Source organism: Acholeplasma oculi (assembly GCF_900166985.1).
GTDB classification, from domain to species: Bacteria; Bacillota_I; Bacilli_A; order Acholeplasmatales; family Acholeplasmataceae; genus Acholeplasma; species Acholeplasma oculi.
Genome location: NZ_FUZK01000003.1, coordinates 44115 through 62746, shown reverse-complemented (window position 1 = coordinate 62746; position 18632 = coordinate 44115). Strand labels below are relative to the sequence as shown.

The following is an 18632-nucleotide window of genomic DNA, read 5'->3' as shown; positions in this document are numbered from 1 at the left end:
TATCAACATAAAAAAATCCCTTAGTTGAGGGATTTTAACTTTTTATTTAGTTGTTTTTTGCATCAATTGAAGCATGACTTGGTTGTTTGCTTTTTCGTGTTTAATGGTTGTAGATTTACCATGTCCTGGATAACATATAGTATCATCCGGTAAGGTAAATAATTTATTTTTGATGGAATCTACTAAAACATCTTGATTTGCAAATGGTATATCTGTTCGACCAATTGTTTCAAAAAAGAGTGTATCTCCTGAGAATAAGAATGGTTTAGAATATAAACATGTAGAACCTTCAGAATGACCTGGTGTTTCTATCACTCTAAACTCATGTTTACCAAATTCGATTAAATCATCCTCTACAACAAATTGGTCTACGGAAATATCATATTGCCAATAATTATAGATTGTATCTGTCATCCAAATTTTATCTTTTAGTGGTGCATAAACTGGAATATGATACAGTTCCTTCAACTGTTTAACACCACCTGTATGGTCATGATGTCCATGTGTGATATAAATAAATTGAGGTTCTAGTTTTCTAGATTTAATATAATCGACAATTTCAGTACCTTCAAAACCAGGGTCAATGATAAAACATTGCTTTCCTTCGGATACTACATATGCATTTGATCTGACATCGCCTAATTTAAGTCCGATAATTTCCATTAATTTCACCCTTTAAGATTATACAACAACTCACTAAAATCTTCAAACGTATTCGTTTAAATTATTTTATGTTTAAGGTATTATATACTTTTTTAGAAGGAATATTGTTAAATAATATAAAAAATAACACACTTATTTTTAATTTATAATTTTTATAAATATATTATTTGCTTGTTGATGAAAAAAATTATATACTATAAAGGAACATTTGTAGAGCGAAAGGAATTGAATATTATGTATGTAGTCGTACGTATTTTGAAAGTCCAAAAAGGATTTCAAGAGAAGATGGTAGAGCGTTTTTTATCTAAGAGTGTGATGACGAATTCTCCAGGTTTTATCAAAGCAGAATTATTATTTGATAAGAAGAACCCAGAATTTGATTTATATCGTCACATGATTTACTGGAAGGATAAGAAGGCTTTTTTTGTTTGGGAAGGGTCTCCAGAGCATATTGCATTGCACAGAGACAAAAACAGTGGTCATCATCAAAAGCCAGAAGAGGTTATTGAAGTTACACGAGAAACATATGAATTGATAGCATCAAAATAACATTCATGAAATTTAAAAGATTATTAAGTATTTTAGTACTGGTCATATTAATTATTCTATCTTTGAGTATAGATGCGAGAAGAGATGTGAATTTATTCACTATTTTTTCGTTTACTCAGGAAGTCGTTGAAATACTTTTAATCTCTAGAATACCAAGGACACTGACGATTATATTAACAGCATCAGCATTATCCGTTGCTGGTTTGATTGTTCAGTCGATTGCAAGAAATAAATTTGTTTCACCTGGTATTATTGGAACCACACAAGCAGCTACATTAGGAATTTTAGTGACGTATCTATTTTTCCCTAGTTTACCGTTATTTGCACAGTTTATATTTTCATTTATTTTTTCAATGGCATCGAGTTTAATTTTTATACACTTATTATCTAAAATCAAACTTAAAAATGATATTTATATCCCATTAATAGGCATGATGTTTGGATCATTGATTAGTTCATTTTCTATCATATTTGCACAAACAACAGGCACACTACAATTACTTTCTTTTATTGGTTTAGGAAGTTTTACCAACAAAACGATTGGAACATTTGAAATGATTTTAATGGTTGTACCTGCATTAGTTATATCCATGGTTTATGCAGATAGATTCAATATCGTTTCCTTAGGTAAAGATTTTTCCAATAATTTAGGGGTTAATTATCAGTGGATTGTAACACTTGGATTGGTTATTGTTTCACTGATAACATCCTCCACATTTATCGTTGTAGGTCCATTACCATTCTTAGGTTTAATCATTCCAAATATCGTTTCTATATATTACGGTGATTATTTAAAAAAATCGATATTTGATTTAATGATACTCGGTAGTATATTTGTACTTATATGCGATATATTAGCCAGAACAGTTTTATTTGTAATTACAGGTCAAAATTACGAATTAGCTGTTGGATTTATTATGGGTATTGTGGGTTCAGTTATATTCTTATACTTACTCTTAAGGAAAACGAAACATGCGTAGAAAAATATTGATTTGGTCTTTATTGTCTGTCTTATCCATTTTGATTTATTTGACCGTTTGGATGATTTCACAATACGATACGATTATATTTAATTTAAATGACCCAGACCGAAGTCAACGATTTATAACTGCTATGTTACAAATATTTGAAAGAAGAACTTTCCAGGTTATTGCACTGATACTTTCAAGTGTCTTGATTGTGTATTCAACACTTTCATTTCAAACACTTACCAATAACCGAATTATTACACCAAGTTTATTAGGTTTTGATAGCATATATGTTGTCGTTCAAACAACGATTGTGTATTTCTTTAGTAGTGTTTCTATTTGGATATTAGACCCTATTCTTAATTTCATTATATCGGTTACGTTCATGACAGGTATTACAATTCTCATGTTTAGAACTGTATTAAAGAAGAATAAAAATAATATCTTACTCTTATTATTAATTGGTATGGTAATTTCGACACTTGCAAGTAACTATGCGCAGTTTCTACAAATATTAATGGACCCTAATGAGTTTCAAACAATCTCACAGTTAACGTCTGTTTCTGTTGTCAATATCAACCATCCACTCACAATCATAACATTACCATTTGCTGTATTTATCGTTATTTATTTCCTGTTTAAAACCAAAGTCCTTGACGTAATGAGTTTAGGGGAATCACATGCTAAGAATTTAGGTGTGGATTATCCAAAAGAATCGATGATACAACTGATTATGATTAGTATTTCTATTTCACTTGTAACAGCACTTGTTGGTCCATTGTCGTTTTTAGGACTTATTGCTGTTAATATTGCAAAAGAACTTTATAAGAAATATCATCACTTAGAAATACTCATATTAGGAAGTTTGGTAGCAATCGTGATACTCGTCTTTGGTCAATCTGTTGTAGAGTTATTAGGATTTCAAACAACAGTTTCAACGTTTATGAACCTAGCAGGTGGTATTTATATGATTTATCTTATCGTAAAGGAGCATCAAACATGATTGAATTACAAAATATACATCAAAGTTATGGTCAAAAAGAAGTTTTAAAAGATATTAATATTAAAATTCCTGAAGGTAAAATCACAGGTATCATAGGACCTAATGGTGCAGGTAAGTCCACGCTTTTTAATGTGATTAGTCAAACAATACAAAAACAAAGCGGTCAAATCATTATTGATGGTAAAGTTTTAGGACATAAAAAAGAAAATTTATCTAAAATCATTTCTGTTTTAAAACAGTCGAATCATTTTAGTTTGAAACTAACAAGCTATGAACTTATTTCTTTTGGAAGATATCCGCATTCTAAAGGAAAACTCAATCATGAAGATTTAAATAAAATCAATGAAGTTATCAAGTATTTAAAATTAGAAACTGTTAAAGATCAATATATAGATACGCTTTCTGGAGGACAACTTCAAAGAGTATTACTCGCAATGATTTTAGTCCAAGATACAAAATACATATTTTTAGATGAACCTTTGAATAACCTCGATATGAAACATGCTGTTGAAATGATGTTGTTACTTCAAAGATTTGTAAAAGAACTCGGTAAAACCATCATCGTCGTGATGCATGATATCAATATAGCAAGTACGTTTTGTGAGTACATCATAGCCATTAAAGATGGCCGAGTATCCTATGAAGGTAATTGTGAAGACTTGATGGAAGAAACGATTTTAAATGAAATTTATGACCATAACTTCTGTATCAGAGAAGTAGATGGTAAAAGAATTTGTATGTATCATCAAACAATTGAAAAAGAACTCAATAAAAATTAAAAAATGAAAAGGAATATTTGTAGATGAAAAAAGTATGGATTGTATTAAGTTTAATGAGCATCATCATTTTAACTGCTTGTCAGGTAAATGAGTTAGAAAATGGATTTGCAAGAGTTGAATTTATGTATACAGGAGATAGTTTAATTGAATCTGTTTTAATTGAACCGAATCAATTATTAGAAGAGCCTGTAGAACCAACTTTTGGCGATTATGAATTTATGGGTTGGTATAAGGATTCTCAGTTTATAACACAATGGGATTTTGATAATGACTTTGTTACAGGTCATATGAAACTTTATGCTAAATTTGTCATCAATTTAGTGCACACAGTTTCTAAACAAAGTGGACTTAATGACTTAAATGAACCTGTTTATCAAAGAGTGACACAAACAGATTCATTTAGAGTAAATCCTAAAGTCGTTGTAACATTTGCTTTAGAAATAGCTGATATTTTTAAGGTGTTAGGATTAGAACAAGCAGGTATTACGTATTTTGGATTACCAAAAAGTAATCTACCTCTTTCACTAGAAATGTATCAAAGTAATAATTATCCAAACACAGGTACACTTTTTGAACCAAATTACGATACATTAGATTTAATGGATCCGGACTTAATTATTATTGGTGGAAGAAGTGCAAGTCTATATGAAACTTTAAAACAAAGATATCCTCATGCCGATATCTTAGATACATCTAATTCGACATTTAGTTTTACAGTTCAACAACAAGTTTTTGATAATATCTCGCTAATATTTACAGGCATTAAAGATGATTTATTATACTATAGAAATCAATTTATGACAGATTTAAATACACTTAAATCCAAACTTAATGGAGAAGATGCACTATTCTTATTAGTTAATGGAGACAACATATCTGTATTTGGAAGTGGTTCTAGATATGGTGTGATCTATGATGAAGTAGGATTTATTCCAAGTGACCCAGATCAATCTACATTAGAAGCACATGGTAATGTTGTAAGTTTTGAATATATTTCATCTGTAAATCCTAGCATCATCTTTTTAATGGATAGAGGACAAGCAGTTGGTAGTAGTGGAACCATCGATTTAGTGATGAATAATCAACTGGTTAAAAACACAAATGCAGGTAAAAATGGGGATATCTTTGTTTTAGATGCAGCAAGTTGGTATATTTTACCAGGTGGAATTGAGTCTACAATTCAAATGTTTGAAGACTTAAATCAAGTCTTTGAATCAAATACATAATTATTTAGCCTTTATTTTATAAACTTTGGATAAAATCTTGACAATTGGATGTAAAATCCGTTATAATGAATAAGGCTTAAGATAAGGAGTTATGATATATGCAATTTCCTGATTGGATTATATTTTTTGTAAGTTTATTAATGATCGCAACATCTGCACTTCAAACATCAAAAGATGATGTGATGGATGCATTTACAGGTGGAAGTTCTGATTTATTTAGAAATAAAAAAGTACAAGGACCAGATGTCATCTTTAACAGAGCATTTGTTATATTCAGTATTCTTTATTTCGCAATGGTAATTTGGAGTAACTCCATCGATCGTTTCTTTAACTAATCGAAAGAAAAATTAGGTATTCCAGATGGGATACCTTTATTTTATTGAGGGTATTATGCAAAGGTATTTTTTAGAAAATAATGAATTCTCAAAAGATGATTTACATCATATTTTAAATGTGATGCGTTTTAAGTCTTCAGATCAAGTAGAAATTTGTATGCAAGATGGTTGTTATCTTTCAACACTCAAAATCGAACAAAAAAATGTTAGTTTTGAAATTATAGAAAAACTCAAAGAACATAAATCTAGAGACATCATGATTATACAAGGTCTTCCAAAAGGGGATAAAATGGAAATTGTTACAAAGTATGCTACCTTATTTGGTGCAACATCCATCTATTTTATGCCAATGAAACGAAGTATTGCAAAACTATCGAATGAAGACCATAAGTTAAATCGATTCATTAAAATTTCGAAAGAAGCTGCTGAATTATCTAAAAGACAAAGAATACCTCATATAGATTTTATTAAGAGCGTTAAAGAGTTAAACACTGAAGGATATGTGATGTTTTTACTTGATGAAGAAGAAAAAAACTACACATTAGATCAAGCAATCCAAGCATACCCAAATGAAAAAGTATTATGCATTATTGGTCCTGAAGGTGGTATTGATGGAACTGAAAGAAAAATGTTTTTAGATATGGGAGTTATCCCATTAAGTCTTGGAAATTACATATTTCCTACTGAATTAGCCCATATTCCGTTTCTAAATGCATTTTCTTTATAACATATTCAAAAAACTTTTGACATAATTGCAAAAATGATTTATAATAAAAAAGGTTTGAGATATCAAACGTGTGGAAGGAGGGCAGACATGCCTAAAACAGAAGTACGCAAAGGTGAAACAATTGAAGATACGTTACGTCGTTTTAAACGTACCGTTAGTAAAGAGGGAACCCTCGCAGAAGCACGTAAACGCGAATTCTACATTAAGCCAGGCGTAGACCGTCGCATGAGAGCTAAAGCAGCTAGAACAAAAAAGAAATAAGCATCATGAATTAAAAACACCTTTCAAGGTGTTTTTTTGACATTTAATGTAAATAACTAGATTAAAGACTTAAAATAAACCATAATCTATCAATAACGATGATTTATCCTATAAAACCATCGTTATTGAAGTGCAATTTATTCCTATTTAAGGTAAAATATATATACATATATTTGGAGGGTTTTGGATGAAGTTAAATTTAAAACTTAATCATGTAGAAACATTGAATTTATTAGTTGGGGTTGAAGATAGAAATCTATTGGTTTTTAGATCCCATTTTGGTTTTAATGTAGAACTTCATGATAATGAAATCGTATATGATGGACCCGTAACCTATAAAGAACTCTTAGAACAAATATTTAAAACTTTAATCACGTTAGCTGAACATAAGGTTTTACTGACTGAACGAGATGTTTTATATATTATTAAAATGGCTGAGGTGAATCGATTAGATCATATACTAGATTTATACAAATCTCAAAAGAAGATTCTTGTTGCTGAAACCGGTAAAACAATTACAGCTAAAACATTTAACCAAAAAGCTTATAGTGAAGCATTAACGAATTTTCCATTAGTATTTGGTGTCGGTCCAGCAGGAACTGGTAAAACGTATTTAGCGGTTGCTCATGCGGTTGCATTACTTAAACAAGGTAAAATTAAAAAAGTGATTTTAACAAGACCTGCAGTTGAGGCTGGAGAACAATTAGGTTTCTTACCTGGAGATTTAAAAGAAAAGGTTGACCCCTATTTGATTCCACTTTATGATGCATTATATGACTTTTTAGGAATGGAAGCGACTGATGGACTTCTAGAACGCGGGGTCATTGAAATTGCACCACTTGCCTACATGAGAGGACGTACTTTGGAAAATGCATTCATCATATTAGATGAGGCGCAAAACACCACTGAAACTCAAATGAAAATGTTTCTTACTCGACTTGGATTTTCAAGTGTCATGGTTGTAACAGGTGACCCATCTCAAGTAGACTTAAGATATCGTCAAAAATCCGGATTAAAACAAGCACTTGAATTATTAAAAGATATTCCAGAAGCTAAAATAATTGAATTTGAAAAAGTGGATGTCATCAGACACCCACTGGTACAAAAAATACTAGAAAGATATGAAGCAAATGAAAATAACATTTCATAATCAAACCGAATCAGATATTACAAAAGTAAAAACATTAATCCGAAAAATATTTAAGTCAATCGAAAATGAGAAAAATATGCAAATCATCATCGTCGATAATGAAGGTATTCGAGAAATTAATCACACATACCGCAACTTAGATAAACCAACCGATGTCATTAGTTTTCCTAATGATGATCCATTAGATGATTCTATTGGTGATATCTTTATTAGTTTAGAACAAGCAAAAATTCAATCTCTTGAATACGGACATAGTTTTGAAAGAGAAGTTGGATTCTTAGCAGTTCATGGATATCTACATCTATTAGGGTTTGACCACCACACACCAGAAGATGAAAAAGAAATGTTTGAAAAACAAGAAGAAATTCTAAAATCAGCCAATTTGAAAAGAGAGTGAAAATATGAATATAGAAGAAGCTAAAAAAGCACAAAGTAAGGCATATGTGCCTTACTCACACTTTAAAGTGGGTGCTGCAATATTATTAAAAGATGGTACCTATGTACATGGTGCAAATATTGAAAATGGTAGTTACGGATTAACATCCTGTGCAGAAAGAAACGCACTTTACTCACTGATTTCACAAGGATATAAAAAAGAAGACATTGTTGAAATTACAGTCATTGGTGATTCTAAGCACCCAATTTCTCCTTGTGGTGCTTGTAGACAAGTCATGAGTGAACTCTTACCAAAAGATGCACCGATATACCTTACAAATGCTAAAGGTGATTCTTTAAAGATGAGTGTTAAAGAATTATTACCTTATGGATTTGACTTGGATGAAGATAGAGCCTAATGAGTCAAAAATCAGGATTTATCGCCATCATTGGTAAACCCAATGTAGGAAAATCTACACTAATCAATGCACTTGTTGGAGAAAAGATAGCGATTGTCTCACCTAAGGTTCAAACAACCCGTTTTAGAATTACGGGCATTTTGAATGAGAAAGATAATCAGTTCGTCTTTATCGATACACCAGGTATGCATAAACCACTTCATGGTCTAGGTAAATCGATGGACCGTTCTGCAGTTGATTCACTTATGGATGCAGATGTTGTGATGTATGTCGTAGACCAAAAATATAAACACTCAGATAAAGAAATTTTAGAACGCATTAAAGAAGCAGGATTACCAACGGTACTGGTCATTAATAAAATTGATGAATTACCTAAAAAGTCAGATATTGATGAAATTATTGTTTCATTCATTCAAGAACATACATTTGATGAAGTCATACCGATTTCTGCGAAAAATAGTTTACACTTAACACATTTAAAAGAAGCATTAGAAAAATATTTATTTGAAGGCCCGTTTTTCTATCCAACAGATTATGTAACCGATCAAACCGATGAATCTCGTATGAGTGAGATTATTAGAGAACGCATTTTATACTATACCGAACAAGAAGTTCCACATAGTGTTGCTGTTATGCTTGAATCTCTTAAGGTCAATGAAGAATTAAAAACTCTAGATGTGGATGCATTAATCATTGTTGAAAGAGACAGTCAAAAAGGTATTTTAATTGGTAAACAAGGTGAAAAATTAAAGAAAATCGGAACAGAAGCGAGAAAAGAAATCAATAAACTGTTCGATTTAAAAATACATTTAACACTTTGGGTTAAAGTCAAGAAAGATTGGCGTAATGATCCAAATACAATTTCTAAATACGGATATGGTAAATAATTCATGGAAGGTATCATCTATAAACAACACAGTTATAAAGAAAATGATCGATTAATCTTTTTATACACACCAAGAGGTAAAATCACTTTGATTGCTAAAGGTAGTCAAAAGGTTACATCTGAAAATAGAATCATTGCACAATATTTAAACCAAATTGAATTTAAAGATCAACCCTCAAGGGATATGTTTATTTTACAAGATGCCTTACTCATAAATTCATTTCAAGCAATTAAAGCATCTTATGAGTCGACTTTAAATTCCAGTATTCTATTTGACTTTTTACAGCTTGTTTATGACCATGAACCCCATCAAGAAATCTATCCTTTGATATTGAATGCACTTACTGCTTATCAAAAAGAAAATGTGATAGCTTTTGGATTTAAATTATTAAAATTCATTGGTTATCCGATTGATTTAAAACCAACCTCAAAGAAGGTTAAAGGAATCAGTATAAAACTATCTAGACTGGTTTATGATGATGAACCTGAAAAAAGTGATATTTCAATAGAACTTGCAACACACATATTAAAAATGACATATTTAAACTATGATCAATTAGAAACGTTATCTTTAGAAGCGTATCAACACATTAAAAAATTTCTATATGATTATATTGAACATCACACCGATATAAAATTTACACGTAAATAAGGAGACATTATGGTTACATTAGAGTACTTAGTACAATATGCAAAACAAACAGGATTTATATTCCAGGGTTCAGAAATTTATGGTGGACTGGCTAACACATGGGATTACGGTCCATTAGGTGTTAATTTAAAGAAGAATATTAAAGAAGCTTGGACTAAGAAGTTTTTAAGACAAGGACCTAATATTGTAGGTCTAGATTCATCTATTTTGTTAAACCCTATGGTTTGGCAAGCAAGTGGTCACTTACAAGGCTTTTCAGATCCATTAATTGAAAATAGACAATCCAATCAAAGATATCGTGCTGATAAGTTAATTCTTGCACATGACCCAACTCAAAAACCAGATGGCTGGACATATGAGGAAATGTATGACTATATTATGAAACATCAGATCAAAGATCCTGTTTCTAAAACACATGATTGGTTACCAATTCGTAAATTCAACATGATGTTTAAAACTTTCCAAGGTGTGATTGAGGATACTGCAAGTGAGGTTTATTTAAGACCTGAAACTGCTCAAGGTATTTTTATTAATTTTAAAAATATCCAACGTGCAACGAGAAAGAAAGTTCCTTTTGGAGTTGCACAAATTGGTAAGAGTTTTAGAAATGAAATTACACCAGGTAATTTCATCTTTAGAACAAGAGAATTTGAACAAATGGAATTAGAATTCTTTTGTAAACCGGGTACTGAGTTAGAATGGTTTGATTTTTGGTTAAACTATATGCAATCCTTCTTAACCAATCTAGGTATTAAAAAAGAATATTTACGTGCTGAACCACATGCAAAAGAAGCATTATCTCATTATTCGAATGCAACTACAGATATTGAATTTAAATATCCTTGGGGTTTTGATGAATTATGGGGATTAGCAAGTAGAACAAGTTTTGACTTAACTCAACATATGAATTTATCTAAAGAAGATTTAACTTATTTAGACCCAGAAACAAACGAACGTTATGTACCTTATGTTGTTGAACCAGCTGTAGGGGTTGAAAGACTTGCATTAGTATTTTTATTCAATGGTTTAGAAGAAGAAACTTTAGAAGGTGGAGATTCTAGACAACTCTTAAAAATACATCCAGCACTTGCACCTTATAAAGCAGCAATCCTTCCTTTGGTTAAAAAAGAACATGGTGAGAAAGCAAATCTAATCTATGAAATGCTTGCAGAATCATTTGATGTAGTTTATGATGAAACTCAAAATATTGGTAAAAGATATCGTCGTCAAGATGCAATTGGTACACCATTTTGTATCACAGTAGATCATCAAACGATGACTGATGAAACCGTAACAATTAGACATAGAGATTCTATGTTACAAGAAAGAATGGCTATTAAAGATTTAGAATCATTTATTAGAAATTCAGTTAAATTCTAAATTAAAAAAGAAGGGGGTATTCTATGGATCAAAATCTATATCAAAAGATCAATGAAGAAACAGATATTGTTGCTTTAGCATCTGAGTATGTAGAACTTTCCAAACGTGGAAAGAACTTTATGGGATTATGTCCTTTTCATGATGAGAAAACCCCTTCTTTTTCTGTTTCACCTGAAAAAAATATAGCAGTATGTTTTGGTTGTGGTAAAGGTGGTTCACCAATCACTTTCTTATCTCAAATAAAAAACATTTCACCACTGGATGCTGCTAAAGAACTGGCTAAAAAGTTAGGACTTATGGTGGAAGTAAAGGATACTGTAAAAGACCCTTTTGAAACACTCTATCAAATGATGGAGGATGCATCTTTATTTTATAGATTTGTACTTAAGAATTCACTCTTGGGTGAAGAGGCTATAAAGTATCTTCATCAAAGAAATTTAAGCAATGATGAAATTGCGCATTTTGAAATTGGACTCGCACCTAATGATACAGATGCACTCTATAAGATGCTTAAATCTAAACAATATACTGTCACTGATATGATGAAGTTAGGACTCGTTAAACAAAATGAAGAAGGTATATATTATGATGTCTTTAGAAATAGAATAACGTTTCCGATTAAAAATGATCAGGGCCGTGTGGTTGGCTTTAGTGCAAGAACACTCAGTTCCAAGGAACAAGTTAAATACATGAACTCAACAGAGACTCAAGTTTTTAAAAAGGGTGAATTACTATATCACTTTAGTGATGCCTTAAAACCAGCTGTAAAAGAAAAACAAGTCATATTACATGAAGGATTCTTTGATGTCATTGCATCTTATCAGGCAGGTTATCAGTCAACAGTAGCAACGATGGGAACTGCACTTACAAAAGAGCAAGCAAGACTCATTAAAAGAATCAGTCCAAAAGTTGTTATTGCATATGATGGAGATGATGCCGGTATTCAAGCAACACTTAAAGCCATCCCTATTTTAAAACAACAAGGTTTAAGTATCTCTGTATTAAATCTACCAAGTAAACTAGACCCAGATGATTTTGTTAAAAAGTTTGGAGTTAAAGCTTACCAAGATTTAATGAATCAAACGATGGATCCATACCTATTTGGATATAAAGCTTATCAAATCGGTAAGGATTTAAAGCGTAGTGATGATATTACACACTTTAAAAATGAAATGAAGGAACTTTTATTAGGAACCGACCCAACAATCATCGAATTATATGAAAGAAAAGCTTTTGATGAATTAGGTATCCAACTGCTTATTCATCAAAAAGAATTCACGCTACCTTTAAAAGAAAAACCAATTTCAAAGAAAATGTATCACCGAGCAATTCGTAGTATTGATATCTTGTTAATTAATTTACTTAAGCGTACAACATATTTAGATCAAATCAAAAGTAAACTTATTTTCACAGATATCGAAAATAAAGAACAAAAAACTCTTTATAAAGATATTATGAAATACTATGATACAAACCAAGGAAAAATGCTTGATATAGAAACATTTAAACTCGCATATACTAAAGAACATGATATACTCAATCGGTTAATGGATTCTACCGAATATAAAAAGGATTTGTTAATAACAGATGATTTACAATTTGCTGAAATTATGAAACCATTTGAATCCTATCAACTCCAATTAGAAATCAATAGTATCATTAAAAAATTGGATCAATTAATGGATGAAAAAACAAAAGAGAAACATTTAAAAACCATAGATAGTTTAAGAAAGCAGGTAAAGAGTTATGATAGATAAAAAAATAATTGACCAGTTGGTTAAAAAAGCTGGTAAAAAGAAAACATTGAACCAATCCGATGTTGAAAAATACTTTGAGTATGGTACGGATGATTACTTTGATGTAGAAAAAGAATTAGCTACATTTGAAATCGATGTCTTATTAGATGAAGAACCAGAAGATGAAGTAGATAATACAAAAGATGATGCATTCTTAGACGATGATGATTTAGAAGTTGAAGTTGACCCTGATGAACCGGATGAGTTTTCTTTATCAAGCTTAGAAGTTGAAGATATTAAAGAAGAAGAATTACTCAATATTGAAACGATTGTATCTTCTGTTAAGGTTGATGACCCTGTACGTATGTATTTAAAAGAAATTGGACAAATTCCACTTTTAAATATTGACGATGAAAGAAAATATGCCATTTGGGTATATGAGGGTCGTGTTGCATTAGAACAGTTAGAAGCTGTCAAGAATGGTGAAATGACACTGGATCAAGATGATATTGATACACTTGAAAATACAGTAAGAAAGGCGCATATTGCTAAAGAAAAACTTGTTGAAGCAAACTACCGTTTAGTCGTATCGATTGCTAAAAAGTATACGCAAAGAGGTTTATTATTCCTAGACTTAATTCAAGAAGGAAATATGGGCTTAATGCGTGCGGTTGATAAATTTGATTATGAAAAAGGATTTAAATTCTCAACCTATGCGACTTGGTGGATTCGTCAAGCAATCACCAGAGCAGTTGCCGATCAAGCAAGAACAATACGTATCCCTGTCCATATGGTTGAAACCATTAATAAAATGATTCGTATTCAACGTCAACTTGTTCAAGAACTTGGAAGAGAAGCAACAGTTGAAGAAGTCGCTGAAAAAATGGGTATTGCACCAGAAAAGGTTCAAAATATTCAACGTATAGCAAAAGAACCTATTTCTTTAGAAGCACCTGTGGGTGAGGAAGAAGATTCTTCATTAGGAGATTTTATTAGTGATCCGAATGCATTAAACCCACATGATTATATGATGCAAGAAATGGTTAAAAAGACTTTAGATGAAGTTTTAGAAACATTAACGGACCGTGAAGAAAAAGTACTTAGATTACGTTATGGTTTACTCGATGGTAAAACACATACATTAGAAGAAGTAGGACGTGAATTTGGAGTAACTCGTGAAAGAATTCGTCAAATTGAGGCGAAGGCGTTAAGAAAACTTAGAAGTCCTCAACGTCAAAATAAACTCAAAGAGTTTTATGTTGCAAGAAAATGAGTCGTATTGAATTTTTAGCATCCTTAACAAAGGGTTATACAAAAGTTATAGATGTCGGTACAGATCATGGTAAAGTTTTAAAAATAGCACTGGACTTAAACTATATAAAAGAAGGTATCGCAACCGATATTAATAAAGGACCTCTAGAAAGTGCGAAAAAAAATCTAGAAGGATATCCTGTTAAGTTCTTCTTAACAGATGGTTTTAAAGGTGTAAAAGAAGATTTTGATTTAGGTATTATCACTGGAATGGGTTCTAGACTTATATGTTCTATATTAAAAGATGCACCTAAACATAAAACATATATCCTAGGTGCTCATGAAAAATTAGATATTTTAAGAAAATGGTTACAAAACCATCATTTCAAAATAGTTGATGAGTATGTTATACATGATGGTTTCTACTATTGTTTTATGAAGGTTGAAACAGGTGAAATGAGACTCTCTGAAAGTGAGATTTTTACAGGACCTATTCTAAAATTAAAACAAGAAGCTTTACCTTATTTTGAGCACAAGGCTAAGTATTATCTTGGATTATCACAAAAAGCTAAACATGAAAAAAGTGAAGAATACTATAAAATTTACACATTTTATAATGATATTTTAAAGTGAAGTTAAATTACAAACTTTCACTTTTTAATTTGTTATAATAGTTTTTATATAAAACAGAAGGAAGTTATATTATGATTAAATCATTTAGATACTTAAAACCTTATATATTTTGGGTGATTACTATCTTTGTATTAGTCGCAATCAGAGCACTCATGAACTTAGCATTACCTTACTTCTTGGGTGTACTTATTAATGATATGGTGTCACAGTCATTAACAGATGCGGATAAATATCAATCCCTTTTAAATAATGGATTACTGATGTTAGGAACCACAGTACTTGGTATTTTAGTTATTTTGATTTCAGGTTACTTAGAATCTAAAGTATCCTCAGCATATGCTAGAGATCTAAGAGAAGCACTCTATAAAAAGGTACAACAATTTTCAATGAATGAAGTCGATACATTTACAACTTCTTCTTTAATCACACGTACAACAAACGACATACAATCGCTTCAAATGATGGTAGCACAACTCTTAAGAAGTGTTGTAATGGCACCATTCATGGCAATCGGTGGTTTTGTTATGGCATTTGTTAGTAGCCCTGATTTATCTGTGTTCTTAGTATTTTCTGTAGTTATTGTTATATTATTTTTAACAATTTTAATATTTATTGCAATGCCTAAATTTAAGTTAATTCAAAAATTAGTGGATAAGATGAACTTAGTGACAAGAGAAAACTTATCAGGATTACGTGTAGTTCGTGCATTTAATACTCAAGAAGTTCAAGCTAAAAAGAGTAAAGAAGTTGCTAAAGAAGCAATGGAAAGAAATATTTTTGTGAATAGACTTTTTAATACCATGTGGCCTGTGATGGGTCTTGTCATGCAACTGACTACGGTTATGCTTTATTTTGTAGCACTTAACTTAAATATTATTGGACCAGGTTCAGCATTTGAACCAGGTAATTTATCAGCTATTATTCAATATGGAACACAGACATTAATGAACTTTATGTTTATTACAATGATTTTAACCATGATACCTAGAGCCTCTATTTCTGCTAAACGTATTATGGAAGTCATCGATAAAGATATTCAAATACAAGATCCAATAGATTATTTAGAAATAAGTGATTTTGAAGGGGAGGTTACATTTGATCATGTAACATTCCAATATCCGGATTCTGATGAACCTGTTTTAAACGACATATCATTTGTTGCTAAAAAAGGTCAGATGACGGCAATTATTGGTTCAACAGGAAGTGGTAAATCTACACTGATTAATCTATTACCAAGATTTTATGACCCAACCGGTGGAAGTATCTTAATTGATGGTGTAGATATTAAAAAATACCGTCAAAATGATTTTCTAAAATATATCGGATATGTTCCTCAAAAGGGTAATTTATTTAAAGGAACAATTGAATCTAATATTGCATTTGGTCAAGATACAATTGATGAAGAAGTGATTAAGAAATCAGCATCTATCGCACAAGCAAGCGAATTTATTGAAAAATTAGATGAAGGTTTCAAATCCCCTATTAATCAGGGTGGATCAAACGTTTCAGGTGGACAACGTCAACGTTTATCTATTGCAAGAGCAATTGCTAAAAACCCTAAAATAATGATTTTTGATGATTCATTTTCAGCACTAGATTACCGAACAGATCAAAAACTGAGACAAGCTCTTAAAGAAGAAATTGATGCAACCATTTTAGTTGTTGCACAACGTATCAATACCATCAAAAATGCAGATCAAATTATCGTACTTGATAAAGGAAAAATTGCTGGTATTGGAACACATGATGAATTACTCAAATCATGTGAAGTTTATATCGAAATTGCTGAATCACAATTAAGTAAGGAGGAGCTTTCAAGATGAATAGACGACCAGGACTCCTTAATAATCAAAAACCAGCCAACTTTGGTAAAACATTTAAAAGATTATTACAATATTTAAGTAAAGATAAATGGATTGTGATGCTTGCAGCATTGTTTGCAGTTGTTTCATCACTAATCACAGTTTTAACTCCTGTACTTGCTGGAAAACTGCTCACATCCATCACAGATATTTGGTCTCAAAAATCAGTGGATGGTGTGGTTGATTTATTTGGAATTGCATTAACATTTAATGAGGTATTAATATTATCTATTGTTACTGCAGCATTATCAACAGTACTTAATTTATTACAAGGATACTCACTCATTGGTATTACGCAACGATTAACCTATAAGATGCGTAGTGACTTAGCAGATAAAATTAATACGTTACCTTTAAACTTTTTTGATAAGTATAAGTATGGTGATGTATTATCAAGAGTTACAAATGATGTAGATACAATCAATCAGACTTTAACTCAAAGTTTATCAGAAATTTTTAGATCCTTTACACTTGTTACAGCAATTCTTGTCATCATGTTTGTCATGCGTTGGGATTTAGCGCTCATAACTACAGCATCTGTTGTGATATCTTTAATTGTTGCTGGTAACTTTGTGAAGTTAAGTCAAAAATACTTTAGACAAGCTGCAATGAATAATGGTGATATGAATGGACATGTTGAAGAAGTCTATCATGGTCATCAAGTGGTTAAAGTATTTAACCATCAGAAACAAGCTTTTGAAGAATTTAATGAAGTGAATAAAAGAATTTATGAGACATCATGGAAAGCGCAATTTGTATCATCAATTATGGTACCTATTCAGTTTTTCTTTACAAACTTAGCATATATTGGTGTTGCAATTATTGGTGGATATTTGCTCATTACAGATTCATCCTTTGAAGTCGGATTTATTATGATGTTTATTCAATATGCAAGACAAGTTGCTCAACCAATTCAATCCATTGGTCAAACAGCAAGTATCATGCAACAAACTGCTGCAGCTGCAGAAAGAATATTCTTCTTAATGGATGCTGAAAGTGAAACTGATGAATCACATAAACCTAAAATGCTTAATAAGGTTAGTGGACATGTGACATTTAAAGATGTGCATTTTAGATATTTACCAGATACACCAGTCATCCAAGGATTTAATGCAGAGGTAAAACCTGGACAGATGGTTGCAATTGTTGGACCAACAGGTGCAGGTAAAACAACGATTGTTAATCTATTAATGAGATTTTATGATATTGACTCCGGTTCTATTCAAATTGATGGTGTAGATATCAAAGACATGAAACGTGAAGAAGTTAGAAGTTACTTTGGAATGGTTTTACAGGATTCATGGATTTTTGAAGGTAGTATTTTAGATAATATATCATATGGATCTAAGGATAAAACTAAAGAAGAAGTTGAAAAGGCGGCAAGAGCAGCTCAAACACATCACTTTATTCATTCACTTTCAGGTGGATATGACTTTAACTTATCGGAAGATGGACTCAATATCTCACAAGGTCAAAGACAGTTAATAACCATCTCTAGAGCGATGTTGGCAGATAAACCAATGTTAATACTTGATGAAGCAACATCATCTGTTGACACACGTACAGAAATACTTATTCAAAAAGCGATGGATCAATTAATGAAGGGTAGAACTTCCTTTGTTATTGCACACAGATTATCCACAATTAAAAACGCAGATATCATCTTTGTTATGAAAGATGGTAATATCATTGAACAGGGAAATCACACACAATTATTAGAACAAAACGGCTTTTACGCGCAGTTATACAATTCTCAGTTTGATGTTTAAAAAAATAC

General features: G+C 31.2%; 20 protein-coding genes. 19 read left to right on the top strand and 1 reads right to left on the bottom strand.

Translation table 11 applies throughout. The features are described from left to right. Positions 1-42: 42 nt before the first annotated feature. Positions 43-663, bottom strand: coding sequence for an MBL fold metallo-hydrolase (locus B5X49_RS06145; protein WP_045749124.1), 621 nt, complete (start codon positions 661-663; stop codon positions 43-45). Between the two features lie 234 nt (positions 664-897). On the opposite strand from B5X49_RS06145, the gene B5X49_RS06140 reads away from it, so the two are divergent. From B5X49_RS06140 to B5X49_RS06050, 19 genes are all read left to right on the top strand, one after another. Continuing rightward, on the top strand, positions 898-1212 hold the full coding sequence (locus B5X49_RS06140) for an antibiotic biosynthesis monooxygenase family protein (protein ID WP_045749125.1): 315 nt from the start codon (positions 898-900) through the stop codon (positions 1210-1212). 5 nt (positions 1213-1217) lie between these two features. Next, positions 1218-2192, top strand: coding sequence for an ABC transporter permease (locus B5X49_RS06135; protein ID WP_045749126.1), 975 nt, complete (start codon positions 1218-1220; stop codon positions 2190-2192). Continuing rightward, a complete protein-coding gene (locus B5X49_RS06130; RefSeq protein ID WP_052669936.1) occupies positions 2185-3183 on the top strand; it encodes an iron chelate uptake ABC transporter family permease subunit in 999 nt (332 codons plus the stop codon). The genes B5X49_RS06135 and B5X49_RS06130 overlap by 8 nt, the downstream gene beginning before the upstream one ends. After that, positions 3180-3962 carry an iron ABC transporter ATP-binding protein gene (locus tag B5X49_RS06125; protein WP_045749127.1) on the top strand — a complete coding sequence of 261 codons (783 nt, stop codon included), beginning with the start codon at positions 3180-3182 and terminating at the stop codon, positions 3960-3962. The genes B5X49_RS06130 and B5X49_RS06125 overlap by 4 nt, the downstream gene beginning before the upstream one ends. A gap of 23 nt (positions 3963-3985) precedes the next feature. Beyond that, entirely contained in the window at positions 3986-5188 is a 1203-nt protein-coding gene (locus B5X49_RS06120; protein WP_045749128.1) for an ABC transporter substrate-binding protein, read from the top strand. 98 nt (positions 5189-5286) lie between these two features. Beyond that, on the top strand, positions 5287-5523 hold the full coding sequence (locus tag B5X49_RS06115) for a preprotein translocase subunit SecG (RefSeq protein ID WP_045749129.1): 237 nt from the start codon (positions 5287-5289) through the stop codon (positions 5521-5523). 55 nt (positions 5524-5578) lie between these two features. Continuing rightward, positions 5579-6250 (top strand): RsmE family RNA methyltransferase, encoded by a 672-nt coding sequence (locus tag B5X49_RS06110; protein ID WP_045749130.1) that lies wholly within the window; start codon positions 5579-5581, stop codon positions 6248-6250. Between the two features lie 87 nt (positions 6251-6337). Next, positions 6338-6511, top strand: coding sequence for a 30S ribosomal protein S21 (rpsU, locus tag B5X49_RS06105; RefSeq protein WP_045749131.1), 174 nt, complete (start codon positions 6338-6340; stop codon positions 6509-6511). A 187-nt stretch (positions 6512-6698) separates the two neighbouring features. Further along, positions 6699-7661, top strand: a complete 963-nt coding sequence (locus tag B5X49_RS06100; RefSeq protein ID WP_045749132.1) for a PhoH family protein — start codon at positions 6699-6701, stop codon at positions 7659-7661. Continuing rightward, positions 7642-8058 carry an rRNA maturation RNase YbeY gene (ybeY, locus tag B5X49_RS06095; RefSeq protein WP_045749133.1) on the top strand — a complete coding sequence of 139 codons (417 nt, stop codon included), beginning with the start codon at positions 7642-7644 and terminating at the stop codon, positions 8056-8058. Before B5X49_RS06100 ends, ybeY begins: the two co-directional genes overlap by 20 nt. A 4-nt stretch (positions 8059-8062) precedes the next feature. Continuing rightward, complete coding sequence (gene cdd / locus B5X49_RS06090; protein WP_045749134.1) at positions 8063-8455, top strand: cytidine deaminase; 393 nt, start codon at positions 8063-8065, stop codon at positions 8453-8455. Beyond that, entirely contained in the window at positions 8455-9342 is an 888-nt protein-coding gene (gene era / locus B5X49_RS06085; RefSeq protein ID WP_045749135.1) for a GTPase Era, read from the top strand. The genes cdd and era overlap by 1 nt, the downstream gene beginning before the upstream one ends. Positions 9343-9345: 3 nt before the next feature. Further along, a complete protein-coding gene (gene recO / locus B5X49_RS06080; RefSeq protein WP_045749136.1) occupies positions 9346-9993 on the top strand; it encodes a DNA repair protein RecO in 648 nt (215 codons plus the stop codon). Positions 9994-10002: 9 nt separating this feature from the next. Beyond that, complete coding sequence (locus B5X49_RS06075) at positions 10003-11373, top strand: glycine--tRNA ligase (RefSeq protein ID WP_045749137.1); 1371 nt, start codon at positions 10003-10005, stop codon at positions 11371-11373. Positions 11374-11396: 23 nt separating this feature from the next. Further along, positions 11397-13130 (top strand): DNA primase, encoded by a 1734-nt coding sequence (dnaG, locus tag B5X49_RS06070; protein WP_052669939.1) that lies wholly within the window; start codon positions 11397-11399, stop codon positions 13128-13130. Further along, positions 13120-14382, top strand: a complete 1263-nt coding sequence (gene rpoD / locus B5X49_RS06065) for an RNA polymerase sigma factor RpoD (RefSeq protein ID WP_045749138.1) — start codon at positions 13120-13122, stop codon at positions 14380-14382. The genes dnaG and rpoD overlap by 11 nt, the downstream gene beginning before the upstream one ends. Next, positions 14379-14993 (top strand): tRNA (adenine(22)-N(1))-methyltransferase, encoded by a 615-nt coding sequence (locus B5X49_RS06060; protein WP_079560749.1) that lies wholly within the window; start codon positions 14379-14381, stop codon positions 14991-14993. The genes rpoD and B5X49_RS06060 overlap by 4 nt, the downstream gene beginning before the upstream one ends. Positions 14994-15064: 71 nt before the next feature. Next, entirely contained in the window at positions 15065-16816 is a 1752-nt protein-coding gene (locus B5X49_RS06055) for an ABC transporter ATP-binding protein (RefSeq protein WP_045749139.1), read from the top strand. Beyond that, on the top strand, positions 16813-18624 hold the full coding sequence (locus B5X49_RS06050) for an ABC transporter ATP-binding protein (RefSeq protein WP_045749140.1): 1812 nt from the start codon (positions 16813-16815) through the stop codon (positions 18622-18624). Before B5X49_RS06055 ends, B5X49_RS06050 begins: the two co-directional genes overlap by 4 nt. The last annotated feature ends 8 nt before the right edge of the window (positions 18625-18632 follow it).